Here is an 18,159-nt window from a genome sequence, read left to right as displayed (position 1 = left end):
GAATCCATCCAAAGCTTGGCGTAATCGCCATATTTTGCTACTTTTCACTTGTACTCTGCCGTGTGAAAAGCGTTATAGAGTGAATGTTACGTTAATAGGTATCGTCAGGATTTTCTGACGGTGAATGGTGGATCAGATGATCAAGAGATTTCTCGTCGGCGTTATTGCAGCTGTTGCGCTTACAACGACGGCAGCAAGTGCCGCAACGCTGAGCTTGCATGGTACAGGGCAGACACATGTTGTCACGAACAACGATGTCTTGAGCTCTTTGAACAATACGACAATCGACATGATTGATGGGTCGCGGAAGAATGCATCGAACGGACTCTTCCTTGATATTGTGAGTGGTGTGGCGCAAGTCACCTACACCTATCTGGGTGCCGAAGCAGGCAACAGCAACTACGCCGCAGTTCAAGGAACAGCAGTATTTGACAACCGGGGACCGACGTATACCGCCACAAACGCATCCGTCACTGTAACACAGACCGTAAGCGGCTTCCTCGACTTTGCATTCGGAACCTACGCCCCGACCTGGGCGACCGGTTTGTTCAACAACAATGGCGTCGCTGATCGAGCGACGCGGCACTATGCAATGGGCTTTGTGGCGATCAGCGCGAACGCGTTTTATGTGCTTTTCGACGATATCGCACGCGGTGACCGTGACTTTGACGATATCGCAGTGCGCATTGATGTCGCAGCGGTCCCACTGCCTGCAGGTAGCTTGCTTTTGCTGTCAGCACTTGGTGGCGCATTGGTGCTGCGCCGTCGCAAGGCCGTCGCTGCCTAGGCACACGAGACCCAACCAGAAAACAAAAAAGCCGGCTCTCAGCCGGCTTTTTTGTTGTCCTGATCCAAAGCGACAGGATCAGTAATAGGCATCAACGTTGCCTGACTCCTTGTCCATGTACCGGCACTTGTTCAGCAAAACACCCATGACATTTGTCTGCGATGCCAGATCGCGTTCACAGACGTCGATTTCACCGATCGAGGTGGACTCGGCGGCGGCAACCAAAAGCACACAATCAACCTGACCCATAAAGGCCATCGTATCGTCGCTGCTTAACATCGGCGGCATATCAAAGATTGTCAGGTCCGGTGCGAACTGCTCTTCGATATCGGCCAAAGCACGGCCCACCGTTGAACTCTGCAACAGCTCGGCGGGATTGCGCGTACGTGCATAATTCAGACCAAAGGCCACGTTGGGCCGCGGGCGTTTGGCGATGTCGGCAAACGCGGCCTCACCACCCAGAACGGTTGAAAAACCGGTCTCGCCGGACAGGCCAAAGATAGAAGCCATCGACGGACGCCGCATATCCATTTCCGCAACGATCGTGAACACCTCTGGCTGTTTTGCAAGCGAGAAGGCGAGGTTCATCGAGACTGTCGTTTTCCCGCAATCTGCGCTTGGTGACGTGATCGCAAGGCGGCGCCATCCATTGATCCGCATCTCCTGCAAAACCTTGGTACGAAGCTTGTCAAAGGCCATGACACCCTGATCCAATTGAGGGCCTGTTTCGAACGTCACGACACGATGTTTTGCCATTTGCTTGGCTGGCGGCGCAAAGGTGGCAAGCGGTTGCCAGATTGCGGCACGGTCAGCCATAGCCACTTCATGTTCTTTATTAAGCGCCCGGCGCCTGCTGGCGATGTAGGAGTGCCGCTGGCTCGCCTTTGCGTCGCCTGAAATTTCCTCGCGGGCAGCGCGTGCTTTTGCGATTGCAGCTTGTATCTTGTCCATCTTTTCTCGCCCTACCCTAGTCCAAACCGATGCGACGCAGCACTTCGTCAAATACTGGCTGCATCGGCTGGATATTCTCGTCAATATACCAAATTGCGGCGGGAACGCCGATAAAGACGGCAGCCAAAACAGCAAGGATAAGCAGCCGCCGCCGCCAGATCTGACCGCGTGTCCGGATATATGGCATCGTCATGAACGGTGTGATTTTCAACCCATCCACAATATCGGCAGGGCGTCGCACGGCAGTGTTCAGAAGTTCGAGCAACACAATCAGTCCAAATCCCATTCCAAGACCTGCCGCAACGCCAGTCGCGGCAATCAGACGTCTGTTCGGGCGTGTCGGGCTTGTTGGCGGAATAGCTTGCTCAATGACTGTGATGCGCTGCCCTTTGGATAGCGCCTCGATTGTATCACCCACCTCTGCGATCGCACGGTTTTGCACGGCACGATCATATTGCGTCCGCAAGTTTTCAAAGTTCCGCTCAAGCGTTGCAAGCGTAAGCGCATTTCCGGGTGTCGCGGCGATCGACGCCGACAGCTCCTCCAAATTCTCTTCAATGAGCGCCTTTTGCTCATCAATAAAGGCGATCTGCCCCTCAAGATCTGCAAGCTGTAATGCGAAAGGAGTCAAAGGCGCACCTTCCGTATCAAGTGTCCCGTTGCTCGCAGCGGCCTGTTGGGCTGCGACAATTCTTTCCAAAGCGGTAACTTGTGCCTGCAAAATACCTATGCGGGGATTGTCGGGCGAAAGCAGTGCCGAGGCGCGCGTCAATTCATCCAGCAAATCCTGTAGTTCCGCTTCCTCAGGGGTGCGCGCAGCTAGGCCAAGCAGGCCGACTTCACCGGTTTGTTCAAAAAGCTGCACCAAACGGTCACGGCGTTCACGCAGTTGTATCCGTTCGCGGTCAAGCTCCAGAATGCGCTCTGCTGCTGCTGCTTGCTGTGATCTGCGGAACTCAAGGCTATCCGGCAACGCTTCCAGATTGGCCTCTTGGAAGGCAAGAATCTGGCCGCGCATCTGGGACAGTTCCTGCTCCAACTGCTCTGTCTCTTGCGCAAAGAAGTCGAGTGTCTGGCCTGACACCGTCGTGCGCATCTGGATATTTTCTTGCAGAATCAGGGTGACAATTTCATTGACCACCGCAGCCGCACGATTTGGCTCTGGATCGTCAAAGCTGACCCTCACAATAATCGCCGCCGACCGGCCACCAAGGTCAACGTTGATCCGCTCACTCATGTCCTCCACTTTTTCATCAGGACGCAAACGGTCTTGGGTGGCATCGGTTTCGGTGTAAACCCCGAGGCGGTTCGCCATGTCGAGCAGATTATCCCGCGTGAAAATTCGCTGTTGGATAATTTGCAACTGTTCAGCGGCATCGGTGCGCACAGTGGATGCGGCAAGTTCATCCGGGATCTGTTGTGACTCAACAACCAAACGGGCCTCGGCCACGTAAATCGGTTTCTGGGTCAGCGCCACCGTCAGTCCCGCTGCTGTCCCAAGAGCCAGCAGGATCAGGACATATGGAAAGCGCCGCCAAAAGACTGCCAGATAAAATTTAAGATCCATCGTTTACCATTCACATTCGAGGCCAGATTACAAAAGCCGCTACCCCGCGGACACGCCACCGCCGAAAAAGACACCATCGTTTAGCACTTGCTTCACCGTCACCTCGTTCACCTTATATTTGTCTTCCGTATAGGCATAGAGGAGCGAAAAGTCACAGAGTTGGTTGATCAACCGTGGCACGCCACGCGTCTCTGTATAGATCCGCTTGCAAGCGCCGGGGCTAAAGATCTGCTCCTTGGCGCCGGCTACTTTCAGGCGGTGATGAATGTATTCGGCGACTGTCTCGGCGTCGAGCGTGGGTAAATGAAAGCTCGACGCGACCCGCTGCGCAAATTGCGTCAGATTGGGGTGGCGGACATTTTCGCGCAACTCAGGCTGACCAACCAGCACAAGCTGCAAAAGCTCGTCCTTGTTGGCGTTGATATTTGTGAACATCCGCAGTTCTTCAAGTGACTCGCGGTTAAGGTTCTGTGCTTCATCAAAAATCAGGGCAACGCGATGACCCTTGGCATAGGTATCAATCAGGAATTCTTCGAACTGCCCGAAAAGCGCGACATAGTCTGCCCCTGGCGGTACGGGCTGATCAAGCGATTGCAGAACCCAGCGCAAAAGCTCGTCCCGCGTACCATGTGCGTTCGAGATCAGACCAACCACAAGCTCGTCACCAAGTGATTTCAGCAAGTGGTGCAAAAGCGTGGTCTTGCCGGCGCCAACCTCGCCTGTGATCAGCGTGATCGGCGACCGCGTGACCAGACCGAACTCGAACATGGCATAGGCCCGTTCATGCACCGGGGACCAATAGATAAAGTCAGGGTCCGGCACCAAGCTAAAGGGGCGTTCGCTCAACCCAAAATGGTTAAGGTAGATACTTATGGCTTGGTTCATTCAGACCCCGAAACAAAGTCACTCTCGTTTCAACTACATCCGAAACAAACACGATTCGGCACTTGATGATGTCTAAAGGAAAAGCTGTTTTCAGGCCACCAGAACCCTCAGACTCTGGCAAACTGTCCTAGGGTAATGCGATTCTAGCAACCCATTGGTTCGCAGCTCGAAACAATGGTAAAACTTTTGCCAAAACAGCGATCAATTTGTGAACACATTAGTGGGAACTATAACGAAAAACGTTCTTTTTTTGTGTCAAAATATAAAGGACCGGTTCACGCCATCTTTGTTTAATGCTACGTTAATCGAGCCAGCGCACCCGAGGGCTACCAGTGAAATTTTCGGTAATCCGGTGCTGCAGAATGTGTTGTATTTTCTGGCGAGTGAATTTGGTGAACGAGTGAGCAATTACATGTCGACAGACTATTCTGACGCAAGCAAACATGCGAAATCACGTCCGATCGGGCCATCGCTTCCGATCAAGGGGCCTTACGAACTTGGACTGAAGCGCCTGTTTGACGTAATGTGCGTTATTGCCTCAATCCCTTTCGTTTTGCCACTTATTGGTGTGCTCGCGCTGATGGTAAAGCGGGACGGTGGCCCCGCCTTCTATCGTCAGGATCGCGTCGGGATGAACGGACGCATCTACCGTATCTGGAAATTGCGCACGATGGTGGTGAACGCGGACTCCAAGCTACAGGATCACCTCGCAAAGAACCCAGAAGCCGCTGCGGAATGGACGCTGACGCAGAAACTCAAGCGGGATCCGCGTATTACGAAGATCGGAGCGCTTTTGCGCAAGAGCTCAATTGATGAATTGCCACAGTTGTGGAACGTCCTGATCGGCGACATGAGCCTAGTCGGCCCACGTCCGATGCTGCCAGAACAACAGACAATGTATCCCGGTCTTGCCTATTATTGCCAACGTCCCGGCATTACCGGCAGCTGGCAGGTATCCGAGCGGAACGAGTGTACGTTTGCCGACCGCGCCCGCTTCGATACTGACTATATCGCCAATATGTCGTTTGCGAACGATATGAAGCTGCTGTTGGCGACGGTCCGTGTTGTGGTAAGAGGGACTGGATATTAATCCAAAGTCTCTCAAACCGGGGCGACACACTAGGTAGCCAATGCAACATTTTTTGCGCGTTTGTCTGATTTGCCTCAGTATATCTGCGCTATCTGCCTGCAAGACAAACGAAGAAAAAGCTGACTCATTCTACCAGTCAGGGCTTACGCTTCTTGAGGCCGGAGATCTGGACCGCGCGGCGATCCAGTTCCTCAATGTTTTTCAACATGACGGTTTCCACGAAGACGCGCGGCGCAAGCTCGCGGAAATACGGCTCGAACAAGGGGATATCGGCGCGGCTTACAGCCAGTATCTCCGCCTGATCGAACAATACCCTGATACCCCTGACGTCCGCATACTTCTGGCCAGTATTGCGATTGATATCAGCAACTGGGACGAGGCGCGCCGTCATGGTCAGGCCGCTATCGCACTTGCACCGGATGACGCGCAGGCGCAGGCAATTGCGGTGGCGCTGGCCTACCGAGACGCCTCGCAAATCAATGACACCGCAGCGCTTGCACAGGCCGCGACCCGCGCGCGGACACTTCTGGATGCAAATCCTGACGATGAAGTTGCGCGGCGTGTCGTCATCGACAATCTGATGCGCAGTGACACACCAAGCGATGCCTTGCCGGAAATCGACCGCGCCCTTGCCGGTGACCCCCAGAGCTATGTTTATCACACTGCGCGCTTGCAGGTTTTAACGCAGGTTGATGATATGCCGAATATCGGCCTGCAACTCAGACGGATGGTTGCGCTGTTTCCGGATGACGTCAATCTGACACAGGCCCTGATCGGCTGGTATTTTGTGCAGGATGATCTGGCCGGCGCGGAACAATACCTGCGTGACCTCGCGGGCGCGGATACGGCCCCGATTGAAGGCCATATCGCTGTCGTCCAGTTCTTACAAAACACGCAAGGACCAGACGTTGCGCAACAAGAGCTTGACCGCCTTGCAACCGCCAATGCAGGCACACCGAATGCGGATGTTTATATCACCCTCTCCGCAGCGATCCGTTTTGAAGCGGGCGAAAGGGATTCTGCGATCGCGACTTTTGAAGAGGTGCTTGCAGGGGCGGACCCTTCGGACCAGACACGGCAGATCCGCAATACTTACGCCCGCCTTCTGATCGCCACCGGAGATGAAGCCGCTGCGCGCGCGCAGGTGGACACTATCCTTTCGGAAGATGAAACGAACGTTGATGCATTGAAGCTGCGTGCCACATGGCTCATTGCGGATGATCGCGCCGGTGAAGCGGTCCTTGCTTTGCGTCAGGCCCTGAGCCAGCAACCGCGCGACGCGGAAACACTGACATTGATGGCGCAGGCCCACCAGCGTGAGGGCAATCGCGCCCTTGCCGGCGAACGTCTTGCCCTCGCGGTCGATGTCACAAACAGCGCGCCGGATGAGGCGATCCGGTATGCCAATTTCCTGCGCGAGGACGGACGCACATCCGCTGCGCGTGCGGTTCTGACGGATGCACGCGCCGCAAATCCCGACAATATTGCCGTCATGACCAGTCTGGCCGGTATCCTCCTTAGCGAAGGTGCCTGGATCGAAGCACAGGGCGTCGCCAATACGCTCAGGGCCATTGAAAACGCGGAAGCACAGAAAGCCGCGACATCTCTGCAAGCCGCGTTGTTGCTGGGCCAGAACAGAATTGAAGACAGCCTTGCCTTTCTGCAAGCCGAGATAGAGCAGGGGAATGGGGATGTCGAAGCCGTCACACAACTGGTGCAGATCCATCTTCTGGCGGGGAACCTTGCCACAGCACGCAGCACACTCAATGAGGCTCTGACCCGTTTTCCCGAAGACAACAGCCTGCAAATGCTGAGCGCCAGCCTTTTTGCCATGGACGGCGATTTCGAAACCTCCGAGACAGCATTCCGCCGGATAATCGCCGCCTCGCCGCAAGCCGAGGCCCCTATCCTGCGCCTCTACAATCTTCTTGTCGCCACGGATCAACCCGCGAAAGCAGATGCTGTGTTGGAGGCCGGTTTGGATGCACTGCCAAACTCGGTCAATCTGCGCTGGCTCAGCGCCACGCGGTACGAAGAACGCGGAGACATTGATGCCGCCATCGCGATCTATGAAGAGATGTATGCGGCAAATTCAGAGGCCGTGGTCATCGCCAACAATCTGGCATCCTTGATCGCAACCCATAAGAACGACGACGCCAGCCTTGCGCGGGCTGCAGCGATCGCCAAACGCTTGCGTGATCTTGAGGTACCGGCTTTCCAGGACACTTATGGCTGGATCGCCTATCGTCAGGGCAATCTGGAAGAGGCCCTGACCTACCTTGTAGGCGCAGCCGCCGGTTTGCCCGATGATCCGCTCGTCCAGTACCACCTTGGCATGACCTACGCAGAGCTGGGCCAAACCGAAAACGCGACGACCTATTTGACGCGCGCATTGATGCTAGCTCGTGATCAATCCCTGCCCCAGTTCGACATTGCCCGCGCAAAACTGACCGAATTGGGTCAATAGCTGAAAAATCGCTGTTTTCGCCATGTTTTCTCGCGTTTTTACGTTGGGGAATTGGAATACTTGGGTTAACGTTTCCCTCGCGGCGGGCGCGTGTTGCCCGCGTTGTTGTACTGTAAAAAGAGGTCGCGTTATGTCCCGTATTGTTACCCTTCTTGGGTCGCTCCTGACCCTGATGCTATTTTCCACGGTCACTCTCGCGCAGGAGTACAGGGTGCAACCCGGTGATTCACTGCGTATCGAGGTGGCCGAAGATGCCAGTTTGAACCGCGTGGTATTGGTGGCGCCTGACGGACGTATCGCACTGCCCGGCACTGGTAACGTTCGCGCAAGCGGTCTGACAACATCACAAATCCAATCCGCTTTGACCAGTCGTCTGGCCGCAAGCTTTGTCAGCCCTCCAAATGTCTTTGTCGGCATTGAAGGACTTGCACCCGAGCGTGAACCACGGACAATCGGTATCTTCGTTGTCGGCGAGGGCGCGACTGTTGGCCGGGTCGAGATTGAGCCAGGCACCAACCTGATGCAGGCTATCGCCCAGTTCGGTGGTTTTACAAACTTTGCTGCGGTCAAACGCATCCAGTTGCGCCGCGGCAGTGACGTCTACACGATCAACTACAACAGCATCCTTGACGGCAGCAGCGAAAACGGTGCCGTGCGGATGCGCGAAGGTGACGTCATCGTCATTCCTCAGCGCAAGCTGTTCGAGTAAGCAACCAGACCCCTAGCTTCCGCTCGGGGGCGGATAAATATGAAACGTGTAATCAGCCTTGCTCTCATGACCTGCCTTTTTCCTCTTGCGGCATCCACGCAAGAGGCTGAACCTGGCGGTGTGTTCTTCACGTTTGACTTTGGTCAGACCTTCATCGGTTCAACCGACCGTGACCTTGAGACGACCGAGGCCGAAGACGGGTTCGAGAGCGTCACCGACCTGAGTTTTGGCGCGGTCACTGAAACACGGACACAGCGCCTGTCGTTCGATCTGGACACGACATTCAGCCTCACCGAGGACGAATTCGCTGATGAGGGGCTTGTCGCACGCTTGGCCTACAACCGAATCAGCGCTGACGCATCATTCGATTTCGCCCTCGAGGGACGACGCGAAGACATCGCGTTCCTGCGCGACGCCTCAGATTTCATCAATGATGAAGGTGTCATTGTCCTACCGGATGATTTTGATGATCTGACCGGTACTGGTTTTCGCAATGAAACCACGGTGTCAGTTGCGTTTACTTGGGGCGAGACCGCGCCGGTGGGCTATAGCCTGAGCGGCAGTCAGACAAGACTGCGCTACGAAGATGCAAACGCCACGCTGTTGGACAATGACAGCAGCACGATTGCACTCGGCCTGCGACTGAACATCAATGAAGTCGTCACCAGCAATATCGGGCTTTCCTATACACAATCGGAAGACCTCGGCGAACCAGCGACAGAGACCACAACGCTGTCCGGCGCACTCACCTTTGCACGTCCTCTTGGGGCCCTGACAACAGGCATCAGCGTGTCGCGCGACGAAGAGGATGAGACCTTCTGGGCTGCCACAGTTGCGCGTGAATATACATTGCCAAATGGCAGCCTGCGCGGCGAACTGGGCGTGGTCGAAGATGAAATCGGTGATGTGCGTTTGACCGGCGGGATTGCCTTTAGCTATCCACTTCCCGCAGCCGAAATTACCCTCAGCGCCGACCACAGCCTTGCCCCGGGTGGTGACCGTGCTGCAACGACCTTTAGTGCCAACTATCTTCAGGAACTCAGCCCCGTTACCAGTATGCAGGTTGGTTTTGACTTTGGCCAAACAAGCGATCCTGACGGAAGCGATGTGCTTGCAACTGGCAGCCTTTCGGCAAGCTATGGCTACAGCATCAATGATTTTTGGCAGCTCAACGTCGGTGCAAGCTTCGATTTCCGCGAGGATGACGGTGTACGCACAGACAGTACCTCAATCTTCTTGGCGCTTGATCGGCAGTTTTCCTTCCGGCCGTAATGCCCTAATCGGCTGATTCCTGCCCTTTCCGGGGTATCAGGCGCAGTGCGCTTGGCAACATCGTTTTACCTCCTATAGCGTCACATGAACCGAGGCCGCGCAACAAGCGGGCCGCGGGAGTTAATGGAATATTAGTATTTACCCTGCAAACTGGACAGAATTCGAACAAAGTTTTGACACGAACCCAGCCTAGCCTTGAGAAACGGTAGCGCGATAATACCGCCAATCAGAAAAGAGCCACAGATGTTCATTTTGTATATCATACTCGGAATAGCCTCTGGAATGGTTGCAGCAACCGTTACAATGCTCTCGGGTGCAGGTATCTTTTTAGCTGTTCTTGCGTATATACTTGGTGGAATGATCGGATTTGTTGCAGGTCTGGTCTGGGTAAACGCCCCACAACAAGAACGCTCTGAAAAGCACGCGGCCGCACAACGCAGCTAACGCGCTTTCTACCCTGACAACATTCTGAAAAAGGCGTAACGATACCTTAAGGCGGCATGATTCGCCCAGCCGATGGCGCCACGCATGTGCCGGCCTGCGCAGCAGCGGGCATTCTGCTAGCTCTCCAGCGGACGCGCCTCATCAGCCAGCATCACAGGAATCCCGTTGCGGATCGGAAATGCGACCTTGCCTGCCTCGCTGACAAGCTCTTGTTTCTCCGCATCATAGCGCAGCGTCCCTTGCGTCAACGGACATACCAGCGCCTCAAGCATCTTGGGGTCGAATGCCGTTCCACTCATTGCATCACCTCTTCACCTGATCCGCCACGCAATGCGAACTCGATCAAAGTCATGAGCGTTTCACGCCGAGTGGTCAAGGACGGCGCCTCAAGCAGGGCTTGTTTATCCTCTGGCGCAAATGGGCAAAGCATCGAAAGTGAATTGATCAACAACTCGTCCTCGGCCTCGCCAAGGCTTTCCCAATCGGTCGATAGTCCCTGATCCACAAGATAGCGGCCCAAAGCCTCCATAAAGGCATCACGGTCGAAACTGTCGTCGCGCTCAACCGGCCCGAGATCGCGGTCAAATCCCTGCCAACTGACATTGCAGCGGCGGTAGGGCGTGAACCCTTCAACTTCTTGTGAAATCCGGAACCGCGACATGCCCGCGAGGGTAATCATATAGCGACCGTCCTCGGTTTCGGAGAACGCCGTCACACGGCCAGCGCAGCCAATACTGTGCAGCTTCCCGCCTTTGCCGGGCGCATCATAAGGCTGCACCATCCCTATCAACCGGGAGGGTGTTTTCAGCACATCATCCAGCATCGCCAGATAGCGGGGTTCAAACAAATGCAACGGCAGACGCGCACGCGGCAGCAGCAATGCCCCCGGCAGCGGAAAGACGGGAATTGTATCAGGCAGATCATATGATGATGTCATGACCACTAACCTAGGCCGAAGCCGTGGTCAGGCAAATATCATCGAAGAAAGTTTTCGCCGCCCGTTCAATACAATCGGATCCTTGGCATCATGTGCGTCGAAAATCTTGAACAACTGGGCTTTGGCCGCCCCGTCATTCCATTCCCGATCACGACGAAACAGTTCAAGCAGCGTATTCACTGCCTCTTCCACCTGACCGCTGGCATGCAGCGCCGTCGCCAGATCGAAACGTGCCTGATGGTTGTCAGGATCCGCGTCAACCGCCGCCTGCAATTCCGCCACAGGCCCCGCATTCGCGGCCTCACGCGCAAGCGTGATCTGCGCATGAACGGCCTCAAGAAGCGGATCGGTAGAGATTTCGGCAGGTGCGCCATTCAGGATCGCCTCGGCCTGATCAATATCGTCCATCGCCAAATGCGCACGCACAAGCCCCGCATAGGCAGGCGCATTGTTCGGCTCTTCCTGCAGGATTGCGGCAAAAGTTTCGGCAGCATCGGTTGCAGCCCCTTCCGCCAGCATCTGCTCTGCTGCTTCAATGGCCGCACTCAGCCCTTCCTCCTCGGGATCACCGGCAAGGGCTGCGATCTTCTCAACAAAAGCGTTAATCTCGGAGGGTGGCAAAGCGCCTTGGAACCCGTCAACAGGACGTCCCTGATAAAAGGCATAGACCGTCGGGATCGACTGCACCTGCAACTGGCCCGCATAGGCCTGATGCGCGTCCACGTCGATTTTCACCAGCTTGACGCGTCCTTTGGCATTGGTCACCGCCGCTTCAATCGCAGGGCCCAGCGTCTTGCACGGGCCGCACCATGGCGCCCAGAAGTCCACAATTACCGGCACCGTCTGCGATGCTTCGATCACGTCCTTGGCAAAGCTTGCGTCGGTTCCGTCCTTGATCAGATCAGCGGGGGCACCTGCATTTGCGTTTGCGTCCAATTCCAGCATGGCCTGTCTCCTTCAACTTTCTGTTAGCCCCTATATGTGCGCTCTGCGCCATAAGTCCAAGGGGCAATGCCGCTTTACCAAACCAAGCACTGCGCATAGCTTGGCGATATGACAAAAACCATCCTCACGTTCGGCGATAGCAACACCTACGGCACGCCCCCCGCGCATGTGCGGGGTGAGAACCGGCGCTTCGGGCCAGAGACCCGCTGGCCCACGGTGATGCTCTCCGAACTCGGGGCTGGTTGGGCGCTGATCGAAGACGGCCTGCCCGGACGCACGACCAGCCGCGCAGACCCTGTGATGGGCGCACATATGGACGGGCAGCTTGGGCTGCGCATCGCACTGGAAAGCCAGGGACCGATTGATCTGTTGACCATTATGCTGGGCACGAATGACCTCAAGACACATCACGGCGCAAGCGTGGATCAGGTGGTCGCGGGGCTTGCAGGGCTGGTGGGGATCGCCCGCTCCGAGCCGTACCAGACACGCCACAAGGGCTTTGACATTCTGCTGATCGCCCCGGCGGTCGTACTCGAACAAGGAACATATCGTGACGGGCTCTTGGGTGCGCAGACAAAATCCCGCGACCTGCCCTTTGCGATTGCGCAACTGGCCGATCACTGGGGCCTGCCGTTTCTGGATGCAGGCATGCATATCAAGCCCAGCCCAATTGACGGGCTCCATTTCGAAGCGCAGGACCACATCACGCTGGGGCATGCTGTGGCCGCCAAAATCGCAAGCCTATAATGCTCCCGAAACTTGGTGCCATTGCCGTTGTGCAACATGAAGGCCGGTTCCTTCTGGTGCAGCGCAGGAAGGAACCCAACGCCAATACATGGGGGTTTCCGGGCGGTCATGTGGAACTGGGCGAAACAGCGCGTGACGCCGCCGTGCGTGAACTGGCCGAAGAAACCGGCGTGATCGCTACCGCACAGGGTTACCTGACCAACCTCGATGTCATCACACGCGACGCGGACGGTGCAGTGGTTTTCCACTACCTCTTGGCGGTTGTTGTCTGTTCGTATGACTATGGGACGCCCATCGCGGCAGATGATGCGCTTGATGCAGGCTGGTTCACAGCGGATCAGGCGAAGGCACTGCCACAAAGCCCGAACCTGCAATACGTGATAGACCTGTGCTGCAGGTAAGGTGGGTTTCAACCCACCCTACTCGACAACGCCAACCATCGGCCCAAGCTGGAACCCGAAATCACTGCGCCCTTGGGCGCGCGAATAAAGCCGCGATACCTTGCCATCGAAATAGAGCGCGTTCGGCACAGTCAGATAGTCTTTGAAGAAAGACCCGAACTCGTAAAACGTGACACTATTATTGGAAATCGCAAAGACCGCGGTCGTGCCATCGGCACTTGTGCCCACCCCGTTACGCACAAACCGCGATGTGCTGTCGGGCAAGAACCGCGGATGCAGCGCACCGTCAATCACCAGCATCGGCCCTGATTGGGTGGCATCCCGACAGGCGGGCGCATCTGCCACATAGGCAAGCGTTTCATACACCTGCGCCGAAGTATCCGTGATGCAGAACACCCCGTTAGGCAGCAGACCAAAATTCCCCGGCCCCGCATTCGGGATCACGCGCATCGTCTCGATACCGCCTTCGACATAATGCCCCACAGGCGAGCGGTCATCATGGTACATCCCCGCATTCATCGCAAAAGCAAGGCTGCCGACATCAGGCAGATCCTCAAGCGCGCCAAAGCTGCCGATGACGCCACCGTCCGCATCCTTGTAAAAGAGACGCAAATCCTCTTGCGTCGCGTCCACCGTGCAGACCGTATAGCTGTTCCCCAGATATTCGACGTCCTCGCAACTCACCGCCGCTGCCGGCAGCGCCCAAAAGAGCAATGCCACAGCGAGCCAGCGCATCAGTCGTCCAGATCCTGCCGCACGTGATCTTTGGCCAGCAAAGCGCGGGTCGCGTCGATCTGGTCAAAGGTGCCGTCGATTTCGAAGCGCAGTTCAGGCGCGAATTTCATCGTGCCACCTTTGACCACCAGATGGCGGATCTCATGCCTGTTGCGACGCAGCGCCGCCAGCGCCTCTTCCTTGCCCTGCCCGCCAAGGGGTAGCACAAAGGCGGTCGCAATCCGCAGATCGGATGTCATCCGCACCTCGCCTACGGTAATGGACATGCGCGCCAGTTCATCGTCGTGCACGTCACCGCGTTGCAGGACTTCGGATAGGGTGCGGCGGATCACCTCGCCCACGCGCAACATGCGCTGGGTGGGGGCCTTGCCGTCTCTGTTTGCATTCTTTGCCATGGCCCTCATGTAATCCTTGATGGCGTCCTTGCCAAGCAAGCCTTTGCGTCCACGGCAATCCGCCGCTAAGAGAAGGCACGGATAAAGGAAACGGACCATGACAGACACTCCAGGCATCGTGATCACAGGCGCATCGGGCCGTATGGGCCAGATGCTCATCAAAACCGTGCTGGCCTCGGACAAATGCCGCCTTGTGGGCGCGCTGGAACGGACAGGGCATGACTGGATCGGGCAGGATGTGGGCACTGCCATGGGCGGTCAGCCAGCCGGTGTCACCGTTACCGACGACGCGGTCGAGGTGTTTGCCAAGGCGCAAGCCGTGATAGATTTCACCGCCCCCGCCGCCACCGTCGGCTTTGCAGGTCTGGCCGCTCAGGCGCGCGCGGTGCATGTTATCGGCACAACAGGGCTGTCCGATGATGATCTCAAAGCCATCAACGCCGCATCCCGCCATGCGGTGATCGTGCGGGCGGGAAACATGTCGCTGGGTGTGAACCTGCTGGTGCAACTGACCAAAAAGGTCGCGGCCGCACTGGACGAAGACTTTGACATCGAGATTATCGAAGCGCACCACAATCAAAAGGTCGACGCCCCCTCGGGCACCGCCCTGATGCTGGGCGAAGCGGCGGCCCTTGGGCGCGGTGTGGCACTCTCGGACGTCAGCGACAGCGGGCGCGACGGCATCACCGGCGCACGCAAACGCGGCGACATCGGCTTTAGCGCCATTCGCGGCGGCGATATCGTGGGCGAACATGACGTGCTCTTTGCCGCTGCCGGTGAACGCATTGTGCTCCGCCACATTGCAACGGACCGCGCGATCTTCGCACGCGGGGCGCTGAAAGCGGCCCTTTGGGGCCAAGACCAGGCACCCGGTGAATACGACATGATGGATGTTCTGGGCATCTAACCGACAACAAGGGGCAAACTTTCCATGACCAACAAACGCATTGTGCTTTCCTCTGACCATGCCGCCATCGACATGCGCCAAACCATCGCCAACCACATCACGAAGCTGGGATACGAGGCCGTCGATATCGGCCCCATAACTCCCGAAAGCACACCCTACCCAGAACATGGTGAAGCCGCCGCACGGCGCGTGGCCTCAGGTGACTGCGCGCTGGGGATTATTCTGTGCGGTACCGGTCAAGGCATCATGATGGCCGCCAACAAGGTCAAAGGCGTGCGCTGCGGTGTGTGCTCTGATGCGTTTTCCGCGCGCATGATCCGGCAACACAACGATGCCAACATGCTTTCTCTCGGGGCGCGCGTGATCGGCGACGCCCTTGCGCTTGATATCGTCGATGCCTTCCTGGGCGCCGATTTCGAAGGTGGCCGCCACGCAACCCGCGTGGACATGATCAAGGCACTTGAAACCTAAGCGCAGGCAGAATTTCGCGCATCTCTACGGCTACATGCTGCGTAAGTGAACCAGTCATGCGCGCGCCACGTATCAAGGGTGTTCTACGAAGTGGAGGACCCGATGAAACATGCGATTTTAACCTTGGTACTCGCCACCGCTGCGGCTCCTGCCGTTGCGGACAGTTATGTTCCGGTCAAAGATCAGGCGACTTTTGTTTCGCTCGTCGAGGGCCGTGAACTCAGCAATTTCTTCTACGGCGTCAGCCTCAGCGTTTCCCCTGACGGAAACATCGCGGGCTCGGCGATCGGGTGGGACATCGTCGGCAACTGGACATGGGAAGACGGCTATTTTTGCCGTGAGCTAAGCTGGGGCGGCGATCCGATCCCTTATAACTGCCAATTGGTCGAAGCACGCGGCGATGACCGGTTGCGCTTTACGGTCGATCAGGGCGCAGGCGACAGTGCCTCATTCCGCTTGCGCTAGCCTACCCCAGATCACGTGATCCATAGCGCAGGATCACGGGCACGATCAGCTCTTCCTCATCAATCAAATGGCGGTCAAGCAGGCCTTCCAGCTTGGCCAGTTCGGTCTGGAAATGCCCTGCCGCCGTTTGCAGCTTGTTGCGGTTTGCTGTCAGGCCTAGCACCTCATTCGCGCGTCCCACAAAAGCGGCCAGAAATTCGTCCAGATCGTGGTGGTCCTTATCAAGAATGGCAAATCCCTTCGCGATCCGCGCGTCTTTCTTCACCAGTTTCGGGAAATAATATTTGTCCTCGATCGTATGGTGTTCATGCAGCCCGTTCACCAGCATACCACCATAGCGCGAGGTCAGCCCCGCAAAACGATCCGCTTCGATCTTGCGATCCAAAAGCGCCTCTGTCCCGCTGCGCAACTCGCCCAAGAGCTTGCGAAACATCAAATGGCGGTCCAGCCAGAACCGGATCAGCCCGTCAAATCCGGGGTCCAGCTCCCAGCCGTCACGCGGGTATTCAGCTAAAAGAACGCGCAAGGCATCGGGCAATCCATCACGTTCGGCAAGAGCAAGTGTCTTCATAGTGGGGCCTTTCCAGCCATCGGGTAATTTATGGGCATAAACCGCAGGGCGGGCCCAGCACAAGCGCCCACGCCCCCGTGTCATGTCCCACCTTGGCAAGATGCGTGTTTGATCATGCGCAGAAAAGCAACTGCGCACCTTTATCGTTGTCTCGAGATAGACCCCACTGTCGCTGGGTCAACTGCCGATTAACCTTGCCATTTGCCTTTTGGAGTCAAAAGATGGGGCAAGAGGCGTAGCTGATACGCTCGCACTTCAACGATTGCATCCCCGGGATGCAACTTCAGGGAGAAGATTCATGACATTGAGAACCAAACTGATGGCAACAACAGCAGCGATGCTGATTGCCTCCTCCGGCGCAGTCGTCGCAGACGCCCATGCCACACACCCCGTGACCGGCGAAGCGCTCGCGTCGAATCAAACCTTCACCTACCGCGTGGGTGATGAAAGCCCTTCGATTGATCCCGGTCTGGTCGAGGACGTGGATGGGGCCGCTGTGGTGCGCGACCTTTTTGAAGGCCTCTACAATCAGGATGCCGCAGGCAATCTCGTCCCCGGCGTGGCACTGAGCCACGAGGTTAGCGACGACGGTCTGGTTTACACATTCACGCTGCGCGACAACGCAAAATGGTCCAACGGCGACGCGGTGTCTGCCGGTGATTTCGTCTATGCATGGCAGCGCGCCGCATCGCCCGCGCTGGCATCGCCCTACAGCTGGTACATCGAGCTGATGTCGATCGAAAACGGCGCTGCCGTGATTGCAGGTGATATGGAGCCCTCCACACTCGGCGTCACAGCCATTGACGACACCACGCTCGAGGTCCGCCTGACCGAGCCGTTGCCATATTTCCCGCAAATGCTGACACACGGTACAACCTTCCCCGTCCACCAGGCGACCGTCGAAGAATTCGGCAACGACTGGGTTCTGCCGGAAAACATGGTATCCAACGGGGCCTATGTCCTGACCGAATTTGTCCCGCAAGAGCGCCTCGTCCGCGAACGCAACCCGATGTATTGGGACAACGACAACACCATCATCGAACGGGTGGTGAAGCTGGTGGTTCCTGATGAAAACGTCGCTTTGACCCGCTATCTCGCTGGCGAGCTTGACATGACAGACGTGCCCGCAGGCCAGTTCCCGCGCCTTTCGGAGCAATATCCCGACCAGGCCGTTTCCGTGCCAATGGCATGCTCCTATTACTACATGTTCAACCTGCGCGACGGTGCATCGCCTGAAATTCAGGATCCCAACGTGCGCAAAGCCCTGAGCCTTGCCATCGACCGCGACATCATCGTGAACAACGTGCTCGCCGGTGGTCAGAAAGCCGCCTACACGTTTACACACTGGGCGACCGCTGGCTTCGAGACACCCGACATCCCGATGGCGACAATGACGCAGGCCGAGCGGAACGC

21 protein-coding genes are annotated in these 18,159 nt (G+C 56.7%); 12 read left to right on the top strand and 9 right to left on the bottom strand.

Going from position 1 to position 18,159, the window contains the following annotated elements:
* The first annotated feature begins 136 nt into the window (after positions 1 to 136).
* Complete coding sequence (locus tag VGP75_RS14605; RefSeq protein WP_327544363.1) at positions 137 to 787, top strand: VPLPA-CTERM sorting domain-containing protein; 651 nt, start codon at positions 137 to 139, stop codon at positions 785 to 787.
* Between the two features lie 78 nt (positions 788 to 865).
* Here VGP75_RS14605 and VGP75_RS14600 read toward each other — a convergent pair whose 3' ends face one another.
* Genes VGP75_RS14600 through VGP75_RS14590 form a run of 3 tightly spaced genes read right to left on the bottom strand, consistent with a single transcriptional unit; the run spans position 866 to position 4,190 of the window.
* The gene (locus tag VGP75_RS14600) at positions 866 to 1,738 is read right to left on the bottom strand and encodes a CpsD/CapB family tyrosine-protein kinase (RefSeq protein ID WP_327544362.1); all 873 of its coding nucleotides are present in this window, start codon (positions 1,736 to 1,738) and stop codon (positions 866 to 868) included.
* Positions 1,739 to 1,754: 16 nt separating this feature from the next.
* A complete protein-coding gene (locus VGP75_RS14595; protein WP_327544361.1) occupies positions 1,755 to 3,305 on the bottom strand; it encodes a GumC family protein in 1,551 nt (516 codons plus the stop codon).
* A gap of 39 nt (positions 3,306 to 3,344) precedes the next feature.
* The gene (locus VGP75_RS14590; protein ID WP_327544360.1) at positions 3,345 to 4,190 is read right to left on the bottom strand and encodes an ExeA family protein; all 846 of its coding nucleotides are present in this window, start codon (positions 4,188 to 4,190) and stop codon (positions 3,345 to 3,347) included.
* 412 nt (positions 4,191 to 4,602) lie between these two features.
* On the opposite strand from VGP75_RS14590, the gene VGP75_RS14585 reads away from it, so the two are divergent.
* The 5 genes from VGP75_RS14585 (at position 4,603) to VGP75_RS14565 (ending at position 10,172) form a co-directional block, all read left to right on the top strand.
* On the top strand, positions 4,603 to 5,280 hold the full coding sequence (locus VGP75_RS14585; RefSeq protein WP_327544359.1) for a sugar transferase: 678 nt from the start codon (positions 4,603 to 4,605) through the stop codon (positions 5,278 to 5,280).
* Between the two features lie 40 nt (positions 5,281 to 5,320).
* Positions 5,321 to 7,747, top strand: a complete 2,427-nt coding sequence (locus tag VGP75_RS14580; RefSeq protein ID WP_327544358.1) for a tetratricopeptide repeat protein — start codon at positions 5,321 to 5,323, stop codon at positions 7,745 to 7,747.
* 130 nt (positions 7,748 to 7,877) lie between these two features.
* On the top strand, positions 7,878 to 8,456 hold the full coding sequence (locus VGP75_RS14575; RefSeq protein ID WP_327544357.1) for a polysaccharide biosynthesis/export family protein: 579 nt from the start codon (positions 7,878 to 7,880) through the stop codon (positions 8,454 to 8,456).
* A 39-nt stretch (positions 8,457 to 8,495) separates the two neighbouring features.
* Positions 8,496 to 9,728, top strand: a complete 1,233-nt coding sequence (locus VGP75_RS14570) for a hypothetical protein (RefSeq protein ID WP_327544356.1) — start codon at positions 8,496 to 8,498, stop codon at positions 9,726 to 9,728.
* A 243-nt stretch (positions 9,729 to 9,971) separates the two neighbouring features.
* Positions 9,972 to 10,172: a hypothetical protein gene (locus tag VGP75_RS14565; RefSeq protein ID WP_327544355.1), complete on the top strand. Its 201-nt coding sequence runs from the start codon at positions 9,972 to 9,974 to the stop codon at positions 10,170 to 10,172.
* A 116-nt stretch (positions 10,173 to 10,288) separates the two neighbouring features.
* On the opposite strand, the gene VGP75_RS14560 is transcribed toward VGP75_RS14565, so the two are convergent.
* The 3 genes from VGP75_RS14560 to VGP75_RS14550 are packed head-to-tail and all read right to left on the bottom strand — an operon-like array spanning position 10,289 to position 12,054.
* The gene (locus VGP75_RS14560) at positions 10,289 to 10,471 is read right to left on the bottom strand and encodes a Trm112 family protein (protein WP_327544354.1); all 183 of its coding nucleotides are present in this window, start codon (positions 10,469 to 10,471) and stop codon (positions 10,289 to 10,291) included.
* The gene (locus tag VGP75_RS14555) at positions 10,468 to 11,109 is read right to left on the bottom strand and encodes an LON peptidase substrate-binding domain-containing protein (RefSeq protein ID WP_327544353.1); all 642 of its coding nucleotides are present in this window, start codon (positions 11,107 to 11,109) and stop codon (positions 10,468 to 10,470) included. The genes VGP75_RS14560 and VGP75_RS14555 overlap by 4 nt, the downstream gene beginning before the upstream one ends.
* Before the next feature lie 27 nt (positions 11,110 to 11,136).
* On the bottom strand, positions 11,137 to 12,054 hold the full coding sequence (locus tag VGP75_RS14550; protein WP_327544352.1) for a tetratricopeptide repeat protein: 918 nt from the start codon (positions 12,052 to 12,054) through the stop codon (positions 11,137 to 11,139).
* 108 nt (positions 12,055 to 12,162) lie between these two features.
* Between VGP75_RS14550 and VGP75_RS14545 the strand changes: the two genes are divergently transcribed.
* On the top strand, positions 12,163 to 12,801 hold the full coding sequence (locus VGP75_RS14545) for a GDSL-type esterase/lipase family protein (RefSeq protein WP_327544351.1): 639 nt from the start codon (positions 12,163 to 12,165) through the stop codon (positions 12,799 to 12,801).
* A complete protein-coding gene (locus tag VGP75_RS14540; protein WP_327544350.1) occupies positions 12,801 to 13,202 on the top strand; it encodes an NUDIX hydrolase in 402 nt (133 codons plus the stop codon). Before VGP75_RS14545 ends, VGP75_RS14540 begins: the two co-directional genes overlap by 1 nt.
* A gap of 18 nt (positions 13,203 to 13,220) precedes the next feature.
* Here VGP75_RS14540 and VGP75_RS14535 read toward each other — a convergent pair whose 3' ends face one another.
* Together VGP75_RS14535 and rbfA are read right to left on the bottom strand one after the other, a co-directional pair.
* Positions 13,221 to 13,937, bottom strand: coding sequence for a phosphodiester glycosidase family protein (locus tag VGP75_RS14535; protein WP_327544349.1), 717 nt, complete (start codon positions 13,935 to 13,937; stop codon positions 13,221 to 13,223).
* Positions 13,937 to 14,332 (bottom strand): 30S ribosome-binding factor RbfA, encoded by a 396-nt coding sequence (gene rbfA, locus VGP75_RS14530; protein WP_327544348.1) that lies wholly within the window; start codon positions 14,330 to 14,332, stop codon positions 13,937 to 13,939. Before rbfA ends, VGP75_RS14535 begins: the two co-directional genes overlap by 1 nt.
* A gap of 97 nt (positions 14,333 to 14,429) precedes the next feature.
* Between rbfA and dapB the strand changes: the two genes are divergently transcribed.
* From dapB to VGP75_RS14515, 3 genes are all read left to right on the top strand, one after another.
* Positions 14,430 to 15,239, top strand: a complete 810-nt coding sequence (gene dapB, locus VGP75_RS14525) for a 4-hydroxy-tetrahydrodipicolinate reductase (RefSeq protein WP_327544347.1) — start codon at positions 14,430 to 14,432, stop codon at positions 15,237 to 15,239.
* 24 nt (positions 15,240 to 15,263) lie between these two features.
* Positions 15,264 to 15,710, top strand: a complete 447-nt coding sequence (rpiB, locus tag VGP75_RS14520) for a ribose 5-phosphate isomerase B (protein WP_327544346.1) — start codon at positions 15,264 to 15,266, stop codon at positions 15,708 to 15,710.
* A 102-nt stretch (positions 15,711 to 15,812) separates the two neighbouring features.
* A complete protein-coding gene (locus VGP75_RS14515) occupies positions 15,813 to 16,175 on the top strand; it encodes a dihydrodipicolinate reductase (RefSeq protein ID WP_327544345.1) in 363 nt (120 codons plus the stop codon).
* A 1-nt stretch (position 16,176) separates the two neighbouring features.
* On the opposite strand, the gene VGP75_RS14510 is transcribed toward VGP75_RS14515, so the two are convergent.
* Positions 16,177 to 16,746, bottom strand: coding sequence for a hemerythrin domain-containing protein (locus tag VGP75_RS14510; protein WP_327544344.1), 570 nt, complete (start codon positions 16,744 to 16,746; stop codon positions 16,177 to 16,179).
* Between the two features lie 298 nt (positions 16,747 to 17,044).
* On the opposite strand from VGP75_RS14510, the gene VGP75_RS14505 reads away from it, so the two are divergent.
* Positions 17,045 to 18,159: peptide ABC transporter substrate-binding protein (locus VGP75_RS14505; RefSeq protein WP_327544343.1), on the top strand; the 1,115-nt coding region annotated here is incomplete at its 3' end.

The sequence above is a fragment of the Yoonia sp. genome (genome assembly GCF_036007805.1).
Taxonomy (GTDB): Bacteria; Pseudomonadota; Alphaproteobacteria; order Rhodobacterales; family Rhodobacteraceae; genus Yoonia.
The sequence above is the reverse complement of the archived record's forward strand: the minus strand, read 5'-3'. Positions and strand labels throughout refer to the sequence as shown.